Consider the following 22143-nt stretch of genomic DNA (forward strand, 5'->3'; position numbering starts at 1 on the left):
GCATGACCTTGGCCCGCACCGGCCTGGCCGCCGGCGCCAAGCCCAAGCGGCGCGCGGCGAAGAAGTCCGGGCCCGTCGCCTCCGGCGACACCCTCGCCTCCCCGATGCAGGGCACCATCGTCAAGGTCGCCGTCGAGGAAGGCCAGGAAGTCAAGGAAGGCGACCTCGTCGTCGTCCTCGAAGCGATGAAGATGGAACAACCCCTCAACGCCCACAAGTCCGGCACCATCAAGGGCCTGTCCGCCGAAGTCGGCGCCTCCCTCACCTCCGGCGCCGCCATCTGCGAAATCAAGGACTGATTCTGACGGGGTTTGACATTCGTCTGACCTGAACTGCCTTGAAAGCAGCCGGAAAAACGAAGAACCTGGAGTCAGATCCCCTTTCTCGCGCTTCTCGGAACTCTGCCGAGAGTCATGCGATGTGAATTCATCCGGTCACCGCGCGTGGAATTACCGGGAAACTCTGTCGTGGAGGAGAGAGACGCATGCACAGCACTTTGATCGTGGCTCGGATGGATCCCGACTCCAGCATCGACGTGGCAAAACTGTTCGCGGAGTTCGACGCCGGCGACATGCCGCACCGCATGGGTACCCGGCGCCGTCAACTGTTCTCGTACCGGGGCCTTTACTTCCATCTTCAGGACTTCGACTCGGACAACGGCGGTGAACTGATCGAGCAGGCGAAGGCCGACCCGCGGTTCATCCGGATCAGCGACGACCTCAAGCCGTACATCGAGGCCTACGACCCGGCGACCTGGCGCTCGCCCGCCGACGCCATGGCGACCCGCTTCTACCAGTGGGAGGCGTCCGCGTGACGGAGCGACGAGTCGTCATCACGGGGATGGAGGTCCTCGCTCCCGGCGGCATCGGCACCAAGAACTTCTGGAGCCTGCTGAGCGAGGGACGGACCGCGACCCGTGGGATCACCTTCTTCGATCCCTCCCCGTTCCGGTCCCGGGTGGCCGCGGAGATCGACTTCGATCCCGCGGAGTACGGGCTGAGCCCGCAGGAGGTCCGCCGGATGGACCGCGCCGCTCAGTTCGCGGTGGTCGCGGCGCGCGGCGCGGTCGCCGACAGCGGTATCGAGGTGGAGGAGTACGACCCGTACCGGGTGGGGGTCACCATCGGCAGTGCCGTCGGCGCCACGATGGGGCTCGACGAGGAGTACCGGATCGTCAGTGACGGCGGCCGACTCGATCTCGTCGATCACGCGTACGCCGTACCGCATCTCTACAACTACCTGGTGCCGAGCTCCTTCGCCGCCGAGGTGGCCTGGGCGGTCGGCGCCCAGGGGCCGAGCACGGTGGTGTCCACCGGCTGCACCTCGGGCATCGACTCGGTCGGCCACGCGCTGGAGCTGATCCGGGAGGGGTCGGCCGACGTCGTGATCGCGGGGTCCTCGGACGCGCCGATCTCGCCCATCACCATGGCCTGCTTCGACGCGATCAAGGCGACCACGCCCCGCCACGACGAGCCGGAGCGCGCCTCCCGCCCCTTCGACGGCACCCGCAACGGCTTCGTCCTCGGCGAGGGCGCTGCGGTGTTCGTCCTGGAGGAGCTGGGCAGCGCCCGCCGGCGCGGCGCGCACATCTACGCGGAGATCGCCGGGTACGCCACGCGCAGCAACGCCTACCACATGACCGGACTGCGGCCGGACGGCGCGGAGATGGCCGAGGCGATCCGGGTCGCGCTGGACGAGGCGCGGATGAACCCCGAGGAGATCGACTACGTCAACGCCCACGGCTCGGGCACGAAGCAGAACGACCGGCACGAGACCGCGGCCTTCAAGCGGAGCCTCGGCGAGCACGCCTACCGGACTCCGGTGAGCTCCATCAAGTCGATGGTCGGGCACTCGCTGGGCGCGATCGGTTCGATCGAGATCGCGGCCTCCGCGCTGGCGATGGAGCACAACGTGGTGCCGCCCACCGCCAATCTGCACACCGCCGACCCCGAGTGCGACCTCGACTACGTGCCGCTGACGGCCCGCGACCAGATCACCGACGCGGTGCTCTCGGTCGGCAGCGGGTTCGGCGGCTTCCAGAGCGCCATGGTGCTCGCCCGGCCCGAGAGGAGTGCGGCATGAGCACGGCCGTGGTGGTGACCGGTCTTGGCGTCGTGTCCCCGAACGGGCTCGGCCTCAAGGACTTCTGGGCCGCGACCAAGGGGGGCAAGAGCGGTATCGGGCGGATCACCCGGTTCGATCCGTCGTCGTACCCGGCGCGGCTCGCCGGAGAGATACCGGGCTTTGTCGCCGAGGACCATCTGCCGAACCGGCTGCTGCCGCAGACCGACCGGATGACGCGGCTCGCGCTGGTCGCCGCGGACTGGGCTCTCGCCGACGCGGGGGTGACTCCCGCGGAGCTGCCCGAGTTCGACATGGGTGTGGTGACCGCGAGTCACTCCGGCGGGTTCGAGTTCGGGCAGAACGAGCTGCGGAAGCTGTGGAGTCTGGGCAGCCAGCACGTCAGCGCGTATCAGTCCTTCGCCTGGTTCTACGCCGTCAACAGCGGCCAGATCTCCATCCGCAACGGGATGAAGGGGCCGAGCGGGGTCGTCGTCAGCGACCAGGCCGGCGGGCTGGACGCGGTCGCGCAGGCGCGGCGGCAGATCCGTAAGGGGACCGCGCTGATCGTGTCCGGGGCGGTGGACGCGTCCATCTGTCCGTGGGGCTGGGTGGCGCAGCTCGCCGGGGACCGGCTGAGCACGAGTGACGAGCCCACACGGGCGTATCTGCCCTTCGACGCCGAGGCGCGCGGGCATGTGCCCGGTGAGGGCGGGGCGATCCTCATCCTGGAGTCCGCCGAGGCGGCGCGGGAGCGGGGCGCGAAGGTCTACGGGGAGATCGCCGGGTACGGCGCGACCATCGATCCCCGGCCGGGTGGTGGGGGTGAGCCCGGGCTGCGGCGGGCGCTGGAGGTCGCTCTCGCGGATGCCGGGGTGGAGGCCGGGGAGGTCGACGTGGTCTTCGCCGATGCGGCGGCTGTGCCTGAGCTGGATCGGGCCGAGGCCGAGGCGATCAACGCGGTGTTCGGGGTGGGGGGTGTTCCTGTCACCGCGCCGAAGACCATGACCGGGCGGTTGTACTCCGGGGCTGCGCCGTTGGATCTTGCGGCGGCGTTTCTCGCGATGGCGGACGAGGTGATTCCGCCGACGGTCAACAGTGAGCCGGTGGCGGAGTACGGGCTTGATCTGGTCGTCGGTCAGCCGCGGGCTGCCGCTGTGCGTACGGCCGTTGTGCTGGCTCGGGGGCAGGGCGGGTTCAACTCGGCCGTTGTTGTGCGGGCGGCGGAGTAAGGCGCCCCGATCCTTCTCGCCCCCGCCGCCCCTACCCGTCCCGTCCTGAAGGGGCTCCGCCCCTTCGACCCCGCTGGGGCTGCCGCCCCAGACCCGGCTTCGGCCCTGAACGGGCCTCGTCCTCAAACTCCCCCAAGCTCTTCGAGCAGGGGGGACCCCCAGACGGGCTGAAGGGGCCTCTCCCCGCATCGAAGACACACGTCACACCACACACGAAGGGACCAACTCCACGTGGCTACCACGGAATTCACCCTGGACGACCTCAAGCGGATCCTGCGCGAAGGTGCCGGTGCCGATGAGGGCGTTGACCTCGACGGCGACATCCTCGACACCGGGTTCGAAGAGCTCGGGTACGAATCGCTCGCGTTGCTGGAGACCGGTGGGCGTATCGAGCGGGAGTTCGGGATCACGCTCGACGATGACGTGCTGACCGACGCCCACACGCCGCGCGCGCTGATCGCGGCCGTCAACGCCCTGCTCGGAGTCGGCGCCGCGGCCTGACGCGCGCCCCCCGCGGGGCGGGACCCGAGACCCGCCCCGCCCCGCCCCCGCCCCGCCCCGAACCAGTCAACGCACCCCCACGGGAGAGAAAACATGGCGCAGCAACACCAGCGCGTAGCCCTCGTCACCGGAGCCACCAGCGGCATCGGCCTCGCCGTCGCCCGGCTTCTCGCCGAGCAGGGGCATCGGGTCTTCCTCGGTGCCCGCACCCCCGAGAACGTGGCGTCCACCGTCAAGGAGCTCCGTGCGGAGGGGCTGGACGTCGACGGTGCCGCCGTGGACGTGCGGTCCGCCGACGCGGTCAAGGCCTTCGTGCAGGCGGCGGTCGACACCTTCGGCACCGTCGACGTCCTGGTCAACAACGCGGGCCGCAGCGGCGGTGGCGTCACCGCCGACATCGTCGACGAGCTGTGGGAAGACGTCATCGACACCAACCTCAACAGCGTCTTCCGGCTGACGCGTGAGGTGCTCAACACCGGTGGGATGCGGGACAAGGAGCGCGGACGCATCATCAACGTCGCCTCCACCGCCGGCAAGCAGGGCGTCGTCCTCGGTGCCCCCTACTCCGCCTCCAAGCACGGCGTCGTCGGCTTCACCAAGGCCCTCGGCAACGAGCTCGCGCCGACCGGCATCACCGTCAACGCGGTCTGCCCCGGCTATGTCGAGACGCCGATGGCCCAGCGGGTGCGCGCCGGGTACGCCGCCGCCTACGACACCACCGAGGACGCGATCCTGGAGAAGTTCCAGGCGAAGATCCCGCTCGGCCGCTACTCCACCCCCGAGGAGGTCGCGGGCCTCGTCGGCTACCTCGCCTCCGACACCGCCGCCTCCATCACCTCGCAGGCGCTGAACGTCTGCGGTGGGCTGGGCAACTTCTGACACGCGGAGGAGAACACGTCATGACGACACGTCAGGTCGAGCACGAGATCACCGTCGACGCCCCCGCCCCCGCCGTCTACCGGCTCATCGCCGAGGTGGAGAACTGGCCGCGGATCTTCCCGCCCACCATCTACGTCGACCACCTGGAGCGCGGCGAGGGAGAGGAGCGGATACGGATCTGGGCCACCGCGGGCGGCGAGGCGAAGAACTGGACCTCCCGCCGCACCCTGGATGCGGACGGTCTGCGGATCACCTTCCGCCAGGAGGTCTCCGCCCCGCCGGTCGCCGCGATGGGCGGCGCCTGGATCATCGAGCCGCTGTCCGCCGCCTCGTCCCGGATCCGGCTGCTGCACGACTACCGGGCGATCGACGACGACCCCGAGGGTCTGAAGTGGATCGACGAGGCCGTCGACCGCAACTCCCGCTCGGAGCTGGCCGCGCTGAAGACCAACGTCGAACTCGCCCACGCCTCCGAGGAGATCACCTTCTCCTTCGAGGACACCGTGCAGGTCGAGGGCTCCGCCAAGGACCTCTACGACTTCGTCAACGAGGCCGGCCTGTGGGTGGAGCGGCTGCCGCACGTGGCGTCCGTCCGGTTCAGTGAGGACACCCCGGGGCTCCAGACCCTGGAGATGGACACCCGCGCAAAGGACGGCTCCACGCACACCACGAAGTCGTACCGGGTGACCTTCCCGCACCACAGGATCGCCTACAAGCAGGTCACCCTGCCCGCGCTGATGACCCTGCACACCGGCTACTGGACCTTCGCCGAGAACGACTCCGGCGTCGCCGCCTCCTCGCAGCACACCGTGGTCCTCAACACGGCCAACATCGCGAAGATCCTCGGTGCCGGCGCCACGGTCGCGGACGCACGTGCTTACGTGCGCAGCGCGCTCAGCACCAACAGCCGCGCCACCCTCGGGTATGCCAAGGACTACGCCGAGAACCGGCGTTGACCGTGGGCAGGCCCACACTGGAGACCGACGTCCTCGTCGTCGGGGCGGGGCCCGTCGGGCTGATGCTCGCCGGGGAGCTGCGGCTCGGCGGCGCCGGGACGGTCGTACTGGAGCGGCGGGGCGCCCCGACCACCGAGTCCCGCGCCTCCACGCTGCACGCCCGCACCATGGAACTCCTCGACAGCCGCGGGCTGCTGGACGCCCTGGGCACCCCGCCGGACGAGCCCCGCGGCCACTTCGGCGGGGTGCCGCTCGACCTGACGCTGCCGAGCCCCTGGCCGGGGCAGTGGAAGGTGCCGCAGACCCGCACCGAGGAGCTGCTGCAGGACTGGGTGGTCGGGCTCGGCGCGGATCTGCGGCGGGGGCACGAACTGCGGGCCGTGCGCGTGGGCGAGGACGGCATCGAAGCGGTGGCCGCCGGGCCCGACGGGCGGCCGCTGCGGGTCCGGGCGCAGTTCGTGGTCGGGTGCGACGGCGAGGACAGCACGCTGCGGCGGCTGACCGGCGCCGAGTTCCCCGGACAGGACGCGCAGCGGGAGCTGCTGCGGGCCGACGTGGCCGGGATCGACGTACCCAACCGGCGTTTCCAGCGGCTGGAGAAGGGGCTCGCGATCGCCGCGCGGCGCGGTGACGGCGTCACCCGGGTCATGGTCCACGAGTTCGGCACCGCTGCCGAAACGCGGTCCGCCGAGCCCGAGTTCGCCGAGGTCGCGCAGGTGTGGAAGCGGGTCACCGGGGAGGACATCAGCGGCGGCAGCCCGCTGTGGGTGAACTCCTTCGGGGACGCCGACCGGCAGCTCGTCGACTACCGCCGGGGGCCCGTGCTGTTCGCCGGTGACGCGGCCCACCAGCAGATGCCCATCGGAGGGCAGGCGCTCAACCTGGGCCTCCAGGAGGCCGTCAACCTCGGCTGGAAACTCGCCGCCGAAGTGCGGGGACGGGCCCCGGCGGGACTGCTGGACACCTATCACGCCGAGCGGCACGCGGTCGGCCGGCGGGTGCTCGCGAACATCCGCGCGCAGGCGTTGCTGCTGCTCGGCGGGCCCGAGGTGGAGCCCGTGCGGGCGCTGCTGGGCGAGCTCATCGGCGAACGGCCCGAGGTGCGGGCCCACTTGGCCGGGATGATCTCCGGGCTCGACATCCGGTACGGCGCCGGTGGCGACCCACTGCTCGGTGCCCGGCTGCCGTATGTCCGACTCGGCGGCCCCGACGGTGTGTTGAACACCTCGGATCTGCTGCGCACCTCCGGGCGGGGCCTGATGCTCGACCTCGCCGGTGACGCGCGGCTGCGCACCGCCGCGCGGCCCTGGGCCGACCGGATCGTCACCGTGACCGCCCGGCCGGAGCCGGACGGCCCCCTCGGCGCGGCCCGTGCCGTGCTGGTACGGCCGGACGGATACATCGCGTGGACCGGCGGACACGACGATGCGGAAAACGCGCTGAAGAACTGGTTCGGCATTTCTGACAGAAATTGACATCACTCTGACCTGGCGGCCCTTGAATCGGGCCGCCGGTCCGAGAAAGCTGGTCATCGGCTCCCCCGACCGCGCGAACCGGCAGATCATGCCTGGAGGCAGGGACTGTGAAAGGGATCATCCTGGCCGGAGGCCACGGGACACGGCTTCAGCCGATCACCCTGGGAATGTCGAAGCAATTGCTCCCGGTGTACGACAAGCCAATGATTTACTACCCACTGTCGGTGCTGATGCTCGCCGGCATCACCGATATCCAGATCATTTCCGCACCGCGTGATCTGGGCGGTTTTCAGCGGCTGCTGGGCGACGGCTCGGACTACGGGCTGAACCTGACCTACGCGGAGCAGGACGAACCCCGCGGCCTCGCCGACGCGTTCGTCATCGGCGCCGACCACGTCGGCGACGACTCCGTCGCCCTCGTCCTCGGCGACAACATCTTCCACGGCCCCGGCTTCAGCGGCATCCTCCAGGACGCGGTCGTCGACGTCGACGGCTGTGTGCTGTTCGGCTACCCCGTGCGCGACCCCGAGCGGTACGGCGTCGGCGAGGTGGACGGCGCCGGCCACCTGGTCTCGCTGGAGGAGAAGCCGGCCCGGCCGAAGTCCAACCTGGCCATCACCGGCCTGTACTTCTACGACAACGACGTGGTCGACATCGCCAAGAACCTGCGCCCCTCCGCGCGGGGCGAGCTGGAGATCACCGACGTCAACCGGGTCTATCTGGAGCGGGGCAAGGCCGGGCTGATCTCCCTCGGGCGCGGCTTCGCCTGGCTGGACACGGGCACGCACGACGCCCTCACCGAGGCCGGTCAGTACGTGCAGATCCTGGAGCACCGCCAGGGCGTCCGGATCGCCTGCATCGAGGAAATCGCCTGGCGCATGGGATTCATCGACCGCGAGGCCTGCCACCGGCTCGGCACGAAGCTCGCGAAGTCCTCGTACGGCCGCTATGTCATGGAAATCGCCGCGGCCGGCTGAGAGTTCACCACCATTTACTTTCGATCAGCGGAGAACTGCGGAGAATCATGCCTTTCATCTCGCCCGACGACGGCTACATGACCCTGTTCAACCTCTTCGACACCGAGGACCGGGAAAAGCAGGACCTGGTGCTCGATGCCATGCGGAAGATCGTCGACAACGCCGACTATCCCGGCTGGATCTCCTCCACCGTGCACGCCGGCCAGGACACCCCCGGCACCGCCAACTACATTCAGTGGCGCAGCGCCGAGGACCTGAAGGCGCGGTATCAGGGGGAGAAGTTCCGGACGAAGACCGTGCCGGAGTTCCACCGGCTCGCCACCACCGTGCAGTTGATCCAGTCCGAGGCCGTCTTCGCCCAGCGGCACACCTCGCTCGGGGACGCCGCCGAGATCTCCACCGAGCGCGACGACTACACCGTGATCTTCGTGCTGCGCTGCGAGCCGGAGAACCAGAAGGCCCTCGTCGACGCGCTCGCCAAGCCCGACGACTGGCTGCTGACGGTCCCCGGCTACCGCTCCCACACCTACTTCCGCGCCCTCGACGGCACCGCCCTCGTCAACTACGCGCAATGGGACAGCAAGGAGGCCTACGACGCCTTCCACACGCTGCCCGACGAGCAGCGGCCGCTTGAGGTCCAGAAGGGCCGGGTGCGTGCCCGTTCCCTGGCCACGTCGCGCTGGGCGAACACCTTCCGCGTCTGGCACTCGCGCTCAGCCGCGAGCTGACCTCCCTCTGACCCGGACCGGAGAAGCCTCAGCCATGCGCTATCTGTTCACCACCATCCCGGGGGCCTCGCACATGCTGCCCCTGGTCCCGCTGGCCCACGCCGCCCTCGCCGCCGGCCACGACGTGCTCGTCGCCGCGAACGGCTCCGCGCGGACCACGGCGGCCTCGGCCGGGCTGCACACCGCCGCCACCGACGACGGCCGGTCTGTACGGCCGTACGACGATCTGGTCCGCCGGTTCACCGAGACCGACGTGAGCTGGAACCTCACCCCGGGTGAGGTGATCGAGCATGTCGCCGGGGTCTTCGCCGAGGTAGCGGGCGGCATGGCCGACGGCCTGGTCGACATCGCGAGGACCTGGAAGGCCGACGCCGTCGTCTACTGCCCGCCCGCCGTGGCCGGACTGCTCGCCGCCCGCGCCGTCGGCATCCCCGCCGTCCTGCACGGCATCGGCACCCGCCGGCCCACCTTCCGTCCCGCCCTGAACCGCCTCGCCCCCGTGGCCGAGCGCTTCGGCGTGAGGGACCCGGCCGAGGCCGAGGTGGAGATCGACCTGAGCCCGCGCTCCCTGGAGACCATCCACCAGGACGCCCCGCACCAGGGCGGCGCCGGCCACACCCTGCCGATGCGCTACGCGCCCTACACGGGCGGCGCCGAACTGCCCGACTGGGCGCTGCGGCGCGGCGACAGGCCCAGGATCGCCGTCACGCTCGGCTCCCTGCGCGTCTTCTACAGCGACGGCGCCCACCTGCGCGACATCCTCAAGGGCACCGAGGAACTCGACGTCGAGGTCGTCCTCACCACCAGCGGAGCCGAACTGACCGCGCTGCCCTCGCCGTTGCCCGGCCACGTGCGCACGGTCGACTGGATGCCGCTGCGGGCGCTGCTCGCCACCTGCGACGCGATCGTGCACCACGGCGGCATGGGCACCATGTACGCCGCCTTCGACGCCGCGGTGCCCCAGCTCGGCGTGCCCATGGCGCACGACGACGGCTGGGCCAACGCGCAGGTCCCGGTGGCGCGCGGCGCCGGCCTGATGCTGGAGGGCCGCAAGGCGACCGGCACCGACATCGCCGACGCGCTGCGCGAACTCCTCGGCGAGCCCCGCTACCGCCGGGCGAGCGAGGAGGTGGCCGCCGAGATGCGCGCCATGCCGACGCCCGCCGATGTCATGAGGCTGCTTCCGGAGCTGCTGGGGGCGGCGTCATGAGGATGCTGGTGACCGGGGGCGCCGGGTTCATCGGCTCCCACTATGTGCGCTCGCTGCTCGCGGGCGCCTACGACGAGGGACGCGGCACCGCCGTCACCGTCCTCGACAAGCTGACCTACGCGGGCAACCGGGCCAACCTGCCCGCCGACGACCCCCGGCTGACGTTCGTCCACGGCGACATCTGCGACCGGGAGCTGCTGCTGGACCTGCTGCCGGGGCACGACGCCGTCGTGCACTTCGCCGCGGAGTCCCACGTCGACCGGTCCGTCACCGGGGCCGCCGAGTTCGTGCGGACGAACGCGCTCGGCACCCAGACCGTGCTGGACGCCGCGCTGGAGACCGGGGTGGAGCGCGTCGTGCACGTCTCCACCGACGAGGTGTACGGCTCGATCGACGAGGGCTCCTGGACCGAGGAGTGGCCGCTGCTGCCCAACTCCCCGTACGCGGCGTCCAAGGCGAGCTCCGACCTCGTCGCCCGCTCCTACTGGCGCACCCACGGCCTAGACGTGTCGGTGACCCGCTGCTCGAACAACTACGGGCCCTACCAGCACCCCGAGAAGCTGATCCCGCTGTTCGTCACCAACCTCCTTCAGGGCATCGAGGTCCCGGTCTACGGCGACGGGCAGAACCGGCGCGAGTGGCTGCACGTCGACGACCACTGCCGCGCGATCCACCTGGTGCTGCTGCGCGGCGGGGCCGGCGAGATCTACAACGTGGGCAGCGGCAACGAGCAGACCAACCTGGCGCTGACCGAGCGGATCCTCACGCTCTGCGGGGCCGACCGCTCGATGATCCGGCACGTCACCGACCGCAAGGGACACGACCTGCGCTACTCCCTCGACGACCGCAAGATCCGCGAGGAGCTCGGCTGGGCGCCCCGGACCTCCTTCGAGGACGGGCTGGCCGCGACGGTCGCCTGGTACCGGGACAACCCGCAGTGGTGGCGGCCCGTCCGGGACGCCGCGCGCTCGGCGGCCGCCGCCTGACGGCCGGTCACCCCACAGGCACTTCACACCACCCCAGACAGGAGGGACGTTCGTGGACGCGGACGTGATCATCGTCGGTGCCGGGCCCACCGGGCTGATGCTGGCCGGTGAACTTCGCCTCGGCGGGGCGCGGGTCGTCGTGGCGGAGCTGCTCGACGAGCCCACCGGGCAGTCACGCGGCCTCGGCTTCACCGCCCGGGCCATGGAGGCCTTCGACCAGCGCGGCCTGCTGCCGAGGTTCGGCGGCCTGCAGACCAGCCCGCTCGGCCACTTCGGCGGCGTGCAGTTCGACTACACCGTGCTGGAGGACGCCCACTTCGGCGCCCGCGGCATACCCCAGTCGCAGACCGAGGCCGTCCTGGAGGAGTGGGCCGGCGAGCTCGGCGCGGACATCCGGCGCGGCTCGGAGCTCACGGCCCTGACCGACCACGGCGACCACGTCGAGGTCACCCTCGCCACCCCGCGGGGCGAGCAACGGCTCACCGCCGGCTGGCTGGTCGGCTGCGACGGCGGGCACAGCGTCGTCCGCAAGGCCGCCGGGTTCGACTTCCCCGGGACCCCGGCTACCCGCGAGATGTACTTGGCCGACGTCATCGGCTGCGGTCTCAAGCCCCGCTTCCTCGGCGAGAAGCTACCGAACGGCATGGTGATGGCCGCCCCGCTCGCCGAGGGCGTGGACCGCATCATCGTCTGCCCGCACGGCACCCCGCCCCGCGACCGCACCGACCGGACCGTCTCCTTCGCCGAGGTCGCCGACGCCTGGCAGAACATCACCGGCGAGGACATCTCGCACGGCGGCGCCGAGTGGGTCAGCTCCTTCACCGACGCCACCCGCCAGGCCACCGAGTACCGGCGCGGCAGGGTGCTGCTCGCGGGCGACGCCGCGCACATCCACCTCCCGGCCGGCGGACAGGGCCTGAGCACCGGCGTGCAGGACGCGGTCAACCTGGGCTGGAAGCTGGCCGCCGAGGTGACCGGCCGCTCACCCGAGGGCCTGCTCGACACCTACCACGCCGAGCGCCACCCGGTCGGCGAGCGCCTGCTGAGCAACACCCGCGCCCAGGGCATGGTCTTCCTCGGCGGCGAGGAGGCCGACCCGCTGCGCGAACTGCTCACCGAACTCATGGCGTACGACGACGTCAAACGCCATCTCGCGGGCTCGGTCAGCCACCTCGACCTCCGCTACGACCTCGGCACCGGCAGCCACCCCCTGCTCGGTCGCCGGCTGCCGCCCCGCACGCTGCGCACCGCCGCCGGTGCGACGAAGACCACGGCCGAACTGCTGCACGCGGCGCAGGGTGTGCTGCTCGACCTGGCCGACGACGCCGAGGTCCGCGGCGCCGCCGAGGGCTGGAAGGACCGCGTGCTCACGGTGACCGCGACCCTCGACGCCGCCGAGAAGCGCACCGACCCGTTCGCCGGCGCCGCCGCCGTCCTCGTCCGGCCCGACGGCTACGTCGCCTGGACCTCCGCCGACGACGAGCGGGCGACGGCCGCGCTGGAGCGCTGGTTCGGCCCGACGGCCACCGGCTGACGCCCCGGCCCGGCCGTTCCCACTCACCGAAGGCCCACCAAAGGCCCACCGAAGGAAATTCCCCATGGCTGTACGCCTGTTCACCTCGGAGTCCGTCACCGAGGGCCATCCCGACAAGATCGCCGACCAGATCAGCGACACCGTCCTCGACGCGCTGCTGCGCGAGGACCCGACCTCTCGCGTCGCCGTCGAGACCCTCATCACCACCGGGCTCGTGCACATCGCGGGCGAGGTGACGACCAAGGCGTACGCGCCCATCGCCCAGCTGGTCCGCGACAAGGTCGTGGAGATCGGCTACGACTCCTCGCAGAAAGGCTTCGACGGCGCGTCCTGCGGCGTGTCCGTCTCGATCGGCGCCCAGTCCCCGGACATCGCCCAGGGCGTCGACACCGGCGGCGCCGGAGACCAGGGCCTGATGTTCGGCTACGCGTCGGACGAGACGCCCACCCTGATGCCGCTGCCGATCTTCCTGGCGCACCGCCTGTCGAAGCGCCTGTCCGAGGTCCGCAGGAACGGCACGATCCCGTACCTGCGCCCGGACGGAAAGACGCAGGTCACCATCGAGTACGACGGCGACCGCGCCGTACGCCTCGACACGGTGGTCGTCTCCTCCCAGCACGCGTCCGACATCGACCTGGACACCCTCCTCGCCCCCGACATCCGGGAGTTCGTGGTCGAGCCGGAGCTGAAGGCCCTGCTCGACGAGGGCATCAAGCTGGAGACCGACGGCTACCGCCTGCTGGTGAACCCGGCCGGCCGCTTCGAGATCGGCGGTCCGATGGGTGACGCGGGGCTGACGGGCCGGAAGATCATCATCGACACGTACGGCGGCATGGCCCGCCACGGCGGCGGTGCCTTCTCGGGCAAGGACCCGTCCAAGGTGGACCGTTCGGCGGCGTACGCGATGCGCTGGGTCGCCAAGAACGTGGTCGCGGCGGGACTGGCATCGCGCTGCGAGGTACAGGTGGCGTACGCGATCGGCAAGGCCGAGCCGGTCGGCCTGTTCGTCGAGACCTTCGGCACCGAGAAGGTCGGCGTGGCCAGGATCCAGGCCGCCATCACCGAGGTCTTCGACCTGCGCCCGGCGGCCATCATCCGCGACCTGGACCTGCTCCGCCCGATCTACGCCAAGACCGCCGCCTACGGTCACTTCGGCCGTGAGCTGCCGGAGTTCACCTGGGAGCGGACGGACCGCGTCGAGGCGCTGCGGAAGGCGGCCGGGGCCTGATGCGTATCGCCGTCACGGGCTCCATCGCCACCGACCATCTGCTGTCCTTCCCCGGCCGGTTCACCGAGCAGTTCGTCGCGGACCGGCTGGACCGGGTCTCCCTGTCCTTCCTCGCGGACAGTCTTCAGGTGCGTCGCGGGGGAGTGGCCGCCAACATCGCCCTGGGCCTGGCCCGGCTCGGGCTCACGCCGGTGCTGGTGGGCGCGGCCGGCACGGACTTCGCGGAGTACGCGGACTGGCTGCGCGCCAACGGGGTCGCCACGGACGCCGTACTGGTCAGCGAGACCCTGCACACCGCCCGCTTCGTGTGCACGACCGACCTCGACCACAACCAGATCGCCACGTTCTACGCCGGCGCCATGGCGGAGGCCTCCCGCATCAGCCTGGTCGACGTGGCCGAGCGCACCGGACGCCCCGACCTGGTGATCGTCGGCCCGAACGACCCCGACGCCATGCTCCGGCACACCGACGAGTGCAGGCAGCAGGGCATCCCGTTCGCCGCCGACCCCTCCCAGCAGCTGGCCCGGCTCACGACCGAGCAGGTACGCCAACTCGTCGACGGGGCACGGCTGTTGTTCACCAACCACTACGAGGCCGCCCTTCTCCTGGAGCGCACCGGCTGGAGTGAGGACGAGGTGCTGCAGCGCACCGGCGCCTGGCTCGTCACCCGCGGCGCCGACGGTGTCGACATCGCCCGCGCCGGCCGGGAGCGGCTGCACGTCGATGCCGTACCGACCGACCGGGCCGTCGACCCCACCGGAGTCGGCGACGCGTTCCGCGCGGGCTTCCTCGCCGGGACCGCTCGCGAGCTGGCGCCCGAGCGGGCCGCCCGGCTGGGCTGCGCGCTGGCCACCGTCGTGCTGGAGACGGTCGGCACCCAGGAGTACGCGCTGACCCCGGCCGATCTGCTCCGCCGTATCGAAGCCGCCTACGGCCCGGCCGCCGCCCGCGAGACCGGGCCCGGCCTCGGCCCCGACCGAACCCCGAGCAACTTCAAGCAGGAGGCGATCGCGTGACCACCCGAGTCTGGGACTATCTGCCGGAGTACGCAGTCGAGAAGGACGACATCCTGGACGCCGTACAGAAGGTGTTCGGGTCCGGTCAGCTGGTGCTCGGCGAGAGCGTCAAGGGCTTCGAGGCCGAGTTCGCCGCCTACCACGGACTGCCGTACGCCACCGGCGTCGACAACGGCACCAACGCGCTCAAGCTCGCCCTTCAGGCGCTGGGCGTCGGCCCCGGCGACGAGGTCATCACGGTGTCCAACACGGCCGCCCCGACGATCGTCGCCATCGTCGGCGCCGGGGCCACGCCGGTGTTCGTGGACGTCCGCGAGGACGACTTCCTCATCGACACCGAGCAGGTCGAGGCGGCCATCACACCCCGCACCAAGGCGCTGCTGCCGGTCCATCTCTACGGCCAGAGCGTCGACATGGAGCCGCTGAAGCGCATCGCCGAGAAGCACGGCCTGAAGATCCTGGAGGACTGCGCCCAGTCGCACGGCGCCCGCCACCACGGCCGGCTCACCGGCACCATGGGCGACGCGGCGGCCTTCTCCTTCTACCCCACCAAGGTCCTCGGCGCCTACGGCGACGGCGGCGCGGTCGTCACCGCCGACGAGACGACCGACCGGGCCATGAAGCAGCTGCGCTACTACGGCATGGACAAGATCTACTACGTGGTGCGCTCGCCCGGCCACAACTCCCGCCTGGACGAGGTGCAGGCGGAGATCCTGCGCCGCAAGCTGACCCGTCTCGACGCCTATGTCGCCGGCCGGGGCGCCGTCGCCCGCCGCTACGAGGAGCAGCTCGCCGACGTCACCGGGCCGGGCGGACTGCTGCTGCCGGCCACCAACCCCGGCAACACGCACGTCTACTACGTGTACGTCGTCCGCCACCCGAAGCGCGACGCGATCATCGAGGCGCTCAAGGCCTACGACATCCACCTCAACATCAGCTACCCGTGGCCGGTGCACACCATGTCCGGCTACGAGCACCTGGGCTGGGCCGAGGGTTCCCTGCCGGTCACCGAGAAGCTGGCCGGCGAGATCTTCTCGCTGCCGATGTACCCGTCCCTGTCCGAGGGGCTCCAGGACAAGGTCATCGGCGCGCTGCGGGAGGTGCTGGCCCGTGTCTGAGGCAACCCGCACGGCAACCGAGCCCCTCGGCATCTACGACGCGGGCGACGTCTACGACGCGATCTACAACGGCCGCGGCAAGGACTACCGCGCCGAGTCCGCCGTCGTCGCCAAGCACATCCGCTCCCGCTTCCCGGCCGCCGCCTCACTGCTGGACGTCGGCTGCGGCACCGGCGGCCATCTCACCCACTTCGCCGCGGAGTTCGGTGACGTGCGCGGCGTCGACCTGGCCGACGGCATGCTGGAGGTCGCCCGCCGCAACCATCCCGGCATCCCCGTCGAGCGCGCCGACATGCGCACCTTCCGTCTGGAGCGCCGCTTCGACGCGGTCGCCTGCCTCTTCGCCGCGATCGGCAACCTGACCGGCGAGGACGAACTGGCCGCCACTTTGCGGTCGTTCGCCCACCACCTCGTCCCGGGCGGCGTCGCCGTCCTCGAACCCTGGTGGTTCCCGGAGAACTTCACGCCGGACCACGTCGGCGCCAGCGTCGTCACCCACGGCGGCATGACCGTCGCGCGCGTCTCCCACACCGTCCTGCACGACACGGGCGACGCCAGCCGCATGGACGTGCACTACCTGGTCGGGAAGCCGGGGCAGGACGTCCGGCACTTCGACGACACCCATGTCATGGCCCTCTACAGCAGGGCCCAGTACGAGGCCGCGTTCGCCGAGGCCGGGTTCACGGTCGAGTACGTCACCGGTGAGTACCCCGGCAATGGCCTCTTCGTCGGCGTCAAGCCCGTCAACCAGGAAGGCGAGTGAGCGCCGTGCAGGTGCACAAGCTCGGCATCGAGGGTGCCTTCGAGTTCACGCCCCCCGTCTACAAGGACGACCGCGGCCTGTTCTCCTCCCCGTACCAGCAGCAGGCGTTCGCCGAGGCGCTCGGCCGGCCGCTGTTCCCCGTCAAGGACATCAGCCACAACCTGTCCGCCCGTGGTGTGCTGCGCGGCATCCACTACACCGCCACCCCGCCCGGCCGCGCCAAGTACGTCTACTGCCCCTACGGCCGCGTCAAGGACTTCCTGATCGACCTGCGCGTGGGCTCGCCCACCTTCGGCCAGTGGGAGGCCACCGAGATCGGCGGTGACGACTGCCGCGCCCTGTACATCCCCGTCGGCGTCGGGCACGCCTTCCTGTCCCTGGCGGACGACTCGATGGTCGTCTACGTCATGTCCGAGGGCTACGTCCCCGAGAACGAGCGCGCCGTCACCCCGTTCGACCCCGAACTCGGGCTGCCGCTCCCCGAGGACCTGAAGGCCGCCCAGTCGCAGCGGGACCTGAGCGCACCCACCGTCGCCGAGGCCCGGGAGCGGGGCCTGCTGCCCACGTACGAGGCCTGCCGAGAGGTGGAGGCACAGCTGTGGCCGTGAATCCGTCTCCCGTGAACCCCCCGCTCGTGGTGCTGCTCGGCGCCACCGGCTTCGTCGGCTCCGCGGTCCTGCGCGAACTCGCCCGGCGCCCGCTGCGCATCAGGGCCGTCTCCCGCCGTCCCGTACCCGTCCCCGCGGACGCCCGCGCCGACATCGAGGTGCGCGCCGCCGACCTCACCGCGCCCGGCGCTGTTGCCGAGGCGGTCGAGGGAGCCGACGTGGTGATCCACACCGTGCTGTACAGCGCCGGCGCCACCACCTGGCGCGTCGAGGACGGCGACACCGCCGCCGAGCGCGTCAACGTCGGCCTGGTCCGCGACCTCGTCGAGGCCCTGCGCGAGCGCCGCACCGCCGACGGCTCCCCGGTCATCGTGCTCTGGGCGGGCGCCGCCTCGCAGGCCGGACCGCTGGACAAGGACGTCCTCGACGGCACCGAGACCGACCGGCCCAAGGGCGAGTACGACCGGCAGAAGCTCGCCGCCGAACGCCTGCTGCTGGCCGCCGACGCCGAGGGCGTGCTGCGCGGCGCCGCGATCCGGCTGCCCACCGTCTTCGGCTACGGCCCCGAGTCCACCGCCCGCGACAAGGGCGTCGTCACCTTCATGACGCGCCGCGCCCTGTCCGGGGAGTCCCTCACCATGTGGCACGACGGCACGGTCCGCCGAGACCTGCTCTACGTCGAGGACGTGGCCCGCGCCTTCGCCGCCGCCGTGGACCACCCGGACGCGCTCGCCGGCCGGCACTGGCTGCTCGGCACCGGCCGCGGCGAGCCGCTCGGTGAGGTCTTCCGGACGGTCGCCGCCCTGGTCGCCGAGCAGACCGGCAAGCCCGCCGTGCCGGTGGTCTCCGTGCCGCCGCCCGCGCACGCCGAGGCCGGCGACTTCCGCAGCGTCACCATCGACGCCTCGGCGTTCTGCGCCGCCACCGGCTGGAGTCCCGCGACGCCGCTGGACGAGGCGCTGCGCCGCACGGTCACGTTCGTCGTCTCGGGTGGCGAGGAGGCCCTGTCGTGACCGCACCCGTCGCCCCCTCCCTGCGCTCCCGCGCCGCCGAGGACCTGGCCACCCGCCTGGCCCGCTCGGCCGCCGCCACCGGCGCCGGGCACGCCCTGCGCACCGCCGACGTCGACGACTGGCTCGCCGGACGGTCCCGCGCCCACCGCTTCCGGGTCGAGCGCCGCCCGCTCGGCGAGCTCGACGGCTGGTCCTTCGCCGAGGGCACCGGCAACCTGGTGCACCGCACGGGGAAGTTCTTCAGCGTCGAAGGGCTGCACGTCACTCTGAGCGAGGGCTCGGTGCGCTCCTGGCAGCAGCCCATCATCCGGCAGCCCGAGGTCGGCATCCTCGGCATCCTCGCCAAGGAGTTCGACGGCGTCCTGCACTTCCTGATGCAGGCCAAGATGGAGCCCGGCAACCGCAACATCCTCCAGCTGTCGCCCACCGTGCAGGCCACCCGGAGCAACTACTCCACCGTGCACCGGGGTTCGAGGGTGAAGTACCTGGAGTACTTCGCCGGAGCGGACCGGGCCCAGGTCCACGCGGACGTGCTCCAGTCCGAGCACGGCTCGTGGTTCTACCGCAAGGCCAACCGGAACATGCTCGTCGAGGTCGGCGCGGACACCGACGTCCCGCTCGACGACGACTTCTGCTGGCTCACCCTGGGCCAGCTCGGCGAACTCCTGCGCCGCGACAACCTCGTCAACATGGACGCCCGCACGGTCATCGCCTGCTTCCCGCCGGTGCACACCTCCGCGGGCGCCCTGCTCACCGACGCCGAACTGCAGTCCTGGTTCACCATCGAGCGCTCCCGGCACGACGTGGACATGCGGCGGATCCCGCTGAACGAGGTCGAGGGCTGGCGCCGCGGCGACGACGTGGTCGAGCGCCCCGACGGCCGCTACTTCCGGGTCGTCGGCGTCCGCGTCGAGGCCGGCAACCGCGAGGTCACCGGCTGGGACCAGCCGCTGTTCGAACCGACCGGCACCGGGGTCACCGCGTTCCTGTACCGCCGTATCGGCGGCGTGCCGCACCTACTGGTCAACGCCAAGGTGGAGGCCGGGTTCCTGGACACCGTGGAACTCGCGCCGACCGTGCAGGCCAACCCCGGCAACTGGGAGCACCTGCCGCCCGCCGACCGCCCGCCGTTCCTGGACCTGGCGCTCGACGCCCCCGCCGACCGCGTCCGCTACGCGGCGATCCACTCGGAGGAGGGCGGCAGGTTCCTCAACGCCGAGAGCCGATACCTCTTCATCGAGACCGACGACTCCCAGACCCCGTCGGTCCCGCCCGCCGGCTACCAGTGGGCCACCCCGGCCCAGCTGGGCGCGCTGACCGCCCACGGGCACTACGTCAACGTCCAGGCCCGCACCCTGCTGTCCTGCATCGACGCCGGCGCCGTGCAGCTGTGACGCCGACTCACGGGGGACGCATGACCGTCATCAGCCCAGCCACCACCCCCGGCATCCGCCGGATCACCCTCGACGCCGCCGGGCTCACCCTGTCCGCGCTGCTCGCCGAGCCCGCGCACGGCGCCCCGCGTGCCACCGTCGTCGCCCTGCACGGCGGCGGCATGAGCGCCGGCTACTTCGACGGCCGCTCGCACCCGGGCCAGTCCCTGCTCGCCCTGGGCGCCCGTCTCGGCTACACGGTCCTCGCCGTGGACCGGCCGGGCTACGGCGCCTCCGCTGCCGTACTGCCCGACGGCCAGCGCCTGTCCGAGCAGGCGGACGCCCTGCACGCCGCCCTCGACGACCACGCCCTGCGGTACGACACCGGCGCGGGGCTGTTCCTGCTCGCCCACTCCTACGGCGGCAAACTCGCCCTCACCGCGGCCGCCGGGGAGCGGGGCGGCGGCCTGCTCGGCCTGGACGTCTCCGGGCTCGGGCACCGCTACGCCGTGGCGCCGCGCGAGCTGCCCGACGAGCGCGGCCACGGCCACTGGAGCCGCAACTGGGGCAAGCTGCGCCTGTATCCGCCGGGCACCTTCCGCGACAGCGACACGCTGGTCGCCCCCATGCCCGTGCGGGAGCGGGAGGAGGCGCTGCGCTGGCCGGAGACGTTCGCGTCGCTGGCCGGGCGGATCCGCGTCCCGGTGCGGCTGACCTTCGCCGAGTACGAGGCGTGGTGGCGGCACGACGACGACACCCTCGCGGCGCTGCGCACGGAGTTCGGCGGCGCGCCGCGCGTGGTCGTCGACCGGCTGCCCGGCGCCGGGCACAACATCAGCCTCGGCTGGGCCGCCCGCTCCTACCATCTGCGCGCCCTCGGCTTCCTGGAGGAGTGTCTCGCCCAGCGCGAGTGCGCCCCGACCGGGCGCTGACCCGCGATGCCCACCATGTTCGGCATGACTCTCCCCAGCGGCCTGCGCTCCCTGTCCGTGCGCAACTTCCGCCTCTTCGCCGTCGGTCAGCTCGTCTCCGTCGCGGGCACCTGGATGATGGTCGTGGCGCAGGACTGGCTGGTGCTGTCCCTGACCGGGGACTCCGCCGCAGCCCTCGCCACCGTGACGGCACTGCAGTTCACGCCGTTGATGCTGTTCACCCTGTACGGCGGCCGGCTCGCCGACCGGCACGACAAGCGGCGGCTGCTCGTGTGGGCCAACTCTGCCTCCGGCGGCCTGGCCCTGACGCTGGCGCTCCTCGACCTGACCGGCGCCGCCCGCCTCTGGCACGTCTACCTCTTCGCGCTCGCCCTCGGCACCGTCAACGCCGTCGAGGTGCCCGCCCGGATGTCCTTCGTCAGCGAACTCGTCGGCGCGGAACTGCTGCCGAACGCCTCCGCGCTGAGCGCCGCGTACTTCAACGTCGCCCGGGTCGCCGGTCCCGCCCTCGCGGGCCTGTTGATCGGCGCGTCCGGCACCGGGTGGGTGATGCTGCTGAACGCGGCGAGCTACGCCGGGACCGTGGTGGGGCTGCGCCTGATGCGGACGTCGGAGCTGCACCGGTCGGGGCGGGCGGCCGTGAAGGGCGGGGTGGCCGACGGGCTGCGGTATGTGACAGGGCGTCCGGACCTGCTTCTTCCGGTCGCGCTGATCGCGGTCGTCGGGTTGTTCGGCCTCAACTTCCAGCTACTGCTGCCCCTGCTCGCCAAGACCGTCTTCCACGCCGACGCCGCCTCCTTCGGCCTGCTCACCACGGCGTTCGCCGCCGGCTCCCTGCTCGCCGCACTGGTAGGCACGGGACGCCGCGCGCGCCCGCCGGCCCGTACGGTCGTCCTCTCCGCGCTCGCCTTCGGGGCCCTGGAGACGACGGCCGCGTGGGCCCCCGGCTTCGGGTCGGCGCTGGTCCTGCTGGCCCTCACCGGTTTCGCCTCCCTGTACTTCGCGCAGGCCGCCAACCACCGCATCCAGCTGGGCAGCGACCCCGACTACCGGGGCCGGGTGATGGCGCTCTACACCCTGATCCTCCAGGGCTCGACCCCGCTGGGCGCCCTGCTCATCGGCTGGCTCGCCCAGCAACTGGGCGCACGCGCCGGGCTGTTGGCCGGCGGTCTGGTGTCGGTGGCGGCGGCGGTGGTGGCGCTGGCCGTGGAGCGGCGGGGGAGCGGCGCCCCCGTGCCGGAAGCGGACGGCGGGCCGTCCCACGCGCCCACGCACTCCACGAAAGGCGGTACGCCATGACACCGAGACCCGCCGCAGCGGCGCCGCGGCACCCTTCCCCGCTGTCCGTCCTGCCCAGCCCCACCGCACTGCGCGCCATGCCCGCCGACACCCGCGTACGCACCCTGGAGACCGGTCTGCGCCGCGAGCTGGGGCAGCAGTAGCTGGAAGTTGAGGCCGAACAACCCGACGACCGCGATCAGCGCGACCGGAAGAAGCAGGTCCGGACGCCCTGTCACATACCGCAGCCCGTCGGCCACCCCGCCCTTCACGGC

Annotated in this window: 23 protein-coding genes; all 23 read left to right on the forward strand. The window is 71.6% G+C overall.

Annotated elements, in window-relative coordinates:
- A partial coding sequence (locus tag EAO75_RS08860) for an acetyl-CoA carboxylase biotin carboxyl carrier protein subunit (RefSeq protein WP_147994241.1) occupies positions 1–299 on the forward strand: 299 nt, incomplete at its 5' end.
- Between the two features lie 185 nt (positions 300–484).
- Entirely contained in the window at positions 485–814 is a 330-nt protein-coding gene (locus EAO75_RS08865; protein WP_147994509.1) for a TcmI family type II polyketide cyclase, read from the forward strand.
- The gene (locus EAO75_RS08870; protein WP_147994510.1) at positions 811–2082 is read left to right on the forward strand and encodes a beta-ketoacyl-[acyl-carrier-protein] synthase family protein; all 1272 of its coding nucleotides are present in this window, start codon (positions 811–813) and stop codon (positions 2080–2082) included. The genes EAO75_RS08865 and EAO75_RS08870 overlap by 4 nt, the downstream gene beginning before the upstream one ends.
- Positions 2079–3293 (forward strand): ketosynthase chain-length factor, encoded by a 1215-nt coding sequence (locus EAO75_RS08875; protein WP_147994511.1) that lies wholly within the window; start codon positions 2079–2081, stop codon positions 3291–3293. The genes EAO75_RS08870 and EAO75_RS08875 overlap by 4 nt, the downstream gene beginning before the upstream one ends.
- Positions 3294–3524: 231 nt before the next feature.
- On the forward strand, positions 3525–3794 hold the full coding sequence (locus EAO75_RS08880; RefSeq protein WP_031488005.1) for an acyl carrier protein: 270 nt from the start codon (positions 3525–3527) through the stop codon (positions 3792–3794).
- A 93-nt stretch (positions 3795–3887) separates the two neighbouring features.
- Positions 3888–4673 (forward strand): 3-oxoacyl-ACP reductase FabG, encoded by a 786-nt coding sequence (fabG, locus tag EAO75_RS08885; protein ID WP_147994512.1) that lies wholly within the window; start codon positions 3888–3890, stop codon positions 4671–4673.
- Between the two features lie 20 nt (positions 4674–4693).
- Positions 4694–5629 (forward strand): aromatase/cyclase, encoded by a 936-nt coding sequence (locus EAO75_RS08890; protein WP_147994513.1) that lies wholly within the window; start codon positions 4694–4696, stop codon positions 5627–5629.
- A gap of 2 nt (positions 5630–5631) precedes the next feature.
- Positions 5632–7104, forward strand: a complete 1473-nt coding sequence (locus EAO75_RS08895; RefSeq protein ID WP_315986994.1) for an FAD-dependent monooxygenase — start codon at positions 5632–5634, stop codon at positions 7102–7104.
- A gap of 107 nt (positions 7105–7211) precedes the next feature.
- A complete protein-coding gene (rfbA, locus tag EAO75_RS08900; RefSeq protein WP_147994514.1) occupies positions 7212–8081 on the forward strand; it encodes a glucose-1-phosphate thymidylyltransferase RfbA in 870 nt (289 codons plus the stop codon).
- A 47-nt stretch (positions 8082–8128) separates the two neighbouring features.
- Complete coding sequence (locus EAO75_RS08905; protein WP_147994515.1) at positions 8129–8809, forward strand: antibiotic biosynthesis monooxygenase family protein; 681 nt, start codon at positions 8129–8131, stop codon at positions 8807–8809.
- A 34-nt stretch (positions 8810–8843) separates the two neighbouring features.
- Positions 8844–10019 (forward strand): nucleotide disphospho-sugar-binding domain-containing protein, encoded by a 1176-nt coding sequence (locus tag EAO75_RS08910; protein WP_147994516.1) that lies wholly within the window; start codon positions 8844–8846, stop codon positions 10017–10019.
- Entirely contained in the window at positions 10016–11005 is a 990-nt protein-coding gene (gene rfbB / locus EAO75_RS08915) for a dTDP-glucose 4,6-dehydratase (RefSeq protein ID WP_147994517.1), read from the forward strand. The genes EAO75_RS08910 and rfbB overlap by 4 nt, the downstream gene beginning before the upstream one ends.
- A 52-nt stretch (positions 11006–11057) precedes the next feature.
- Positions 11058–12539, forward strand: coding sequence for an FAD-dependent monooxygenase (locus tag EAO75_RS08920; protein WP_147994518.1), 1482 nt, complete (start codon positions 11058–11060; stop codon positions 12537–12539).
- Between the two features lie 64 nt (positions 12540–12603).
- Positions 12604–13767, forward strand: coding sequence for a methionine adenosyltransferase (metK, locus tag EAO75_RS08925; protein ID WP_147994519.1), 1164 nt, complete (start codon positions 12604–12606; stop codon positions 13765–13767).
- Complete coding sequence (locus EAO75_RS08930) at positions 13767–14783, forward strand: carbohydrate kinase family protein (protein WP_147994520.1); 1017 nt, start codon at positions 13767–13769, stop codon at positions 14781–14783. Before metK ends, EAO75_RS08930 begins: the two co-directional genes overlap by 1 nt.
- Complete coding sequence (locus EAO75_RS08935) at positions 14780–15901, forward strand: DegT/DnrJ/EryC1/StrS family aminotransferase (RefSeq protein ID WP_147994521.1); 1122 nt, start codon at positions 14780–14782, stop codon at positions 15899–15901. Before EAO75_RS08930 ends, EAO75_RS08935 begins: the two co-directional genes overlap by 4 nt.
- Entirely contained in the window at positions 15894–16664 is a 771-nt protein-coding gene (locus tag EAO75_RS08940) for a class I SAM-dependent methyltransferase (protein ID WP_261989209.1), read from the forward strand. Before EAO75_RS08935 ends, EAO75_RS08940 begins: the two co-directional genes overlap by 8 nt.
- Positions 16661–17272 (forward strand): dTDP-4-dehydrorhamnose 3,5-epimerase family protein, encoded by a 612-nt coding sequence (locus EAO75_RS08945; protein WP_315986995.1) that lies wholly within the window; start codon positions 16661–16663, stop codon positions 17270–17272. Before EAO75_RS08940 ends, EAO75_RS08945 begins: the two co-directional genes overlap by 4 nt.
- 11 nt (positions 17273–17283) lie before the next feature.
- On the forward strand, positions 17284–18285 hold the full coding sequence (locus tag EAO75_RS08950; RefSeq protein ID WP_261989210.1) for an NAD-dependent epimerase/dehydratase family protein: 1002 nt from the start codon (positions 17284–17286) through the stop codon (positions 18283–18285).
- Positions 18282–19679, forward strand: coding sequence for an NDP-hexose 2,3-dehydratase family protein (locus EAO75_RS08955; RefSeq protein WP_147994522.1), 1398 nt, complete (start codon positions 18282–18284; stop codon positions 19677–19679). Before EAO75_RS08950 ends, EAO75_RS08955 begins: the two co-directional genes overlap by 4 nt.
- 20 nt (positions 19680–19699) lie before the next feature.
- A complete protein-coding gene (locus EAO75_RS08960; protein WP_187284353.1) occupies positions 19700–20590 on the forward strand; it encodes an alpha/beta hydrolase in 891 nt (296 codons plus the stop codon).
- Positions 20591–20614: 24 nt separating this feature from the next.
- Positions 20615–21889 carry an MFS transporter gene (locus EAO75_RS08965; RefSeq protein ID WP_147994523.1) on the forward strand — a complete coding sequence of 425 codons (1275 nt, stop codon included), beginning with the start codon at positions 20615–20617 and terminating at the stop codon, positions 21887–21889.
- Entirely contained in the window at positions 21886–22032 is a 147-nt protein-coding gene (locus EAO75_RS45650) for a hypothetical protein (protein WP_187284354.1), read from the forward strand. Before EAO75_RS08965 ends, EAO75_RS45650 begins: the two co-directional genes overlap by 4 nt.
- The last annotated feature ends 111 nt before the right edge of the window (positions 22033–22143 follow it).

Origin of the sequence: Streptomyces sp. UW30, from assembly GCF_008042075.1 — a bacterium.
Taxonomy (GTDB): Bacteria; Actinomycetota; Actinomycetes; order Streptomycetales; family Streptomycetaceae; genus Streptomyces.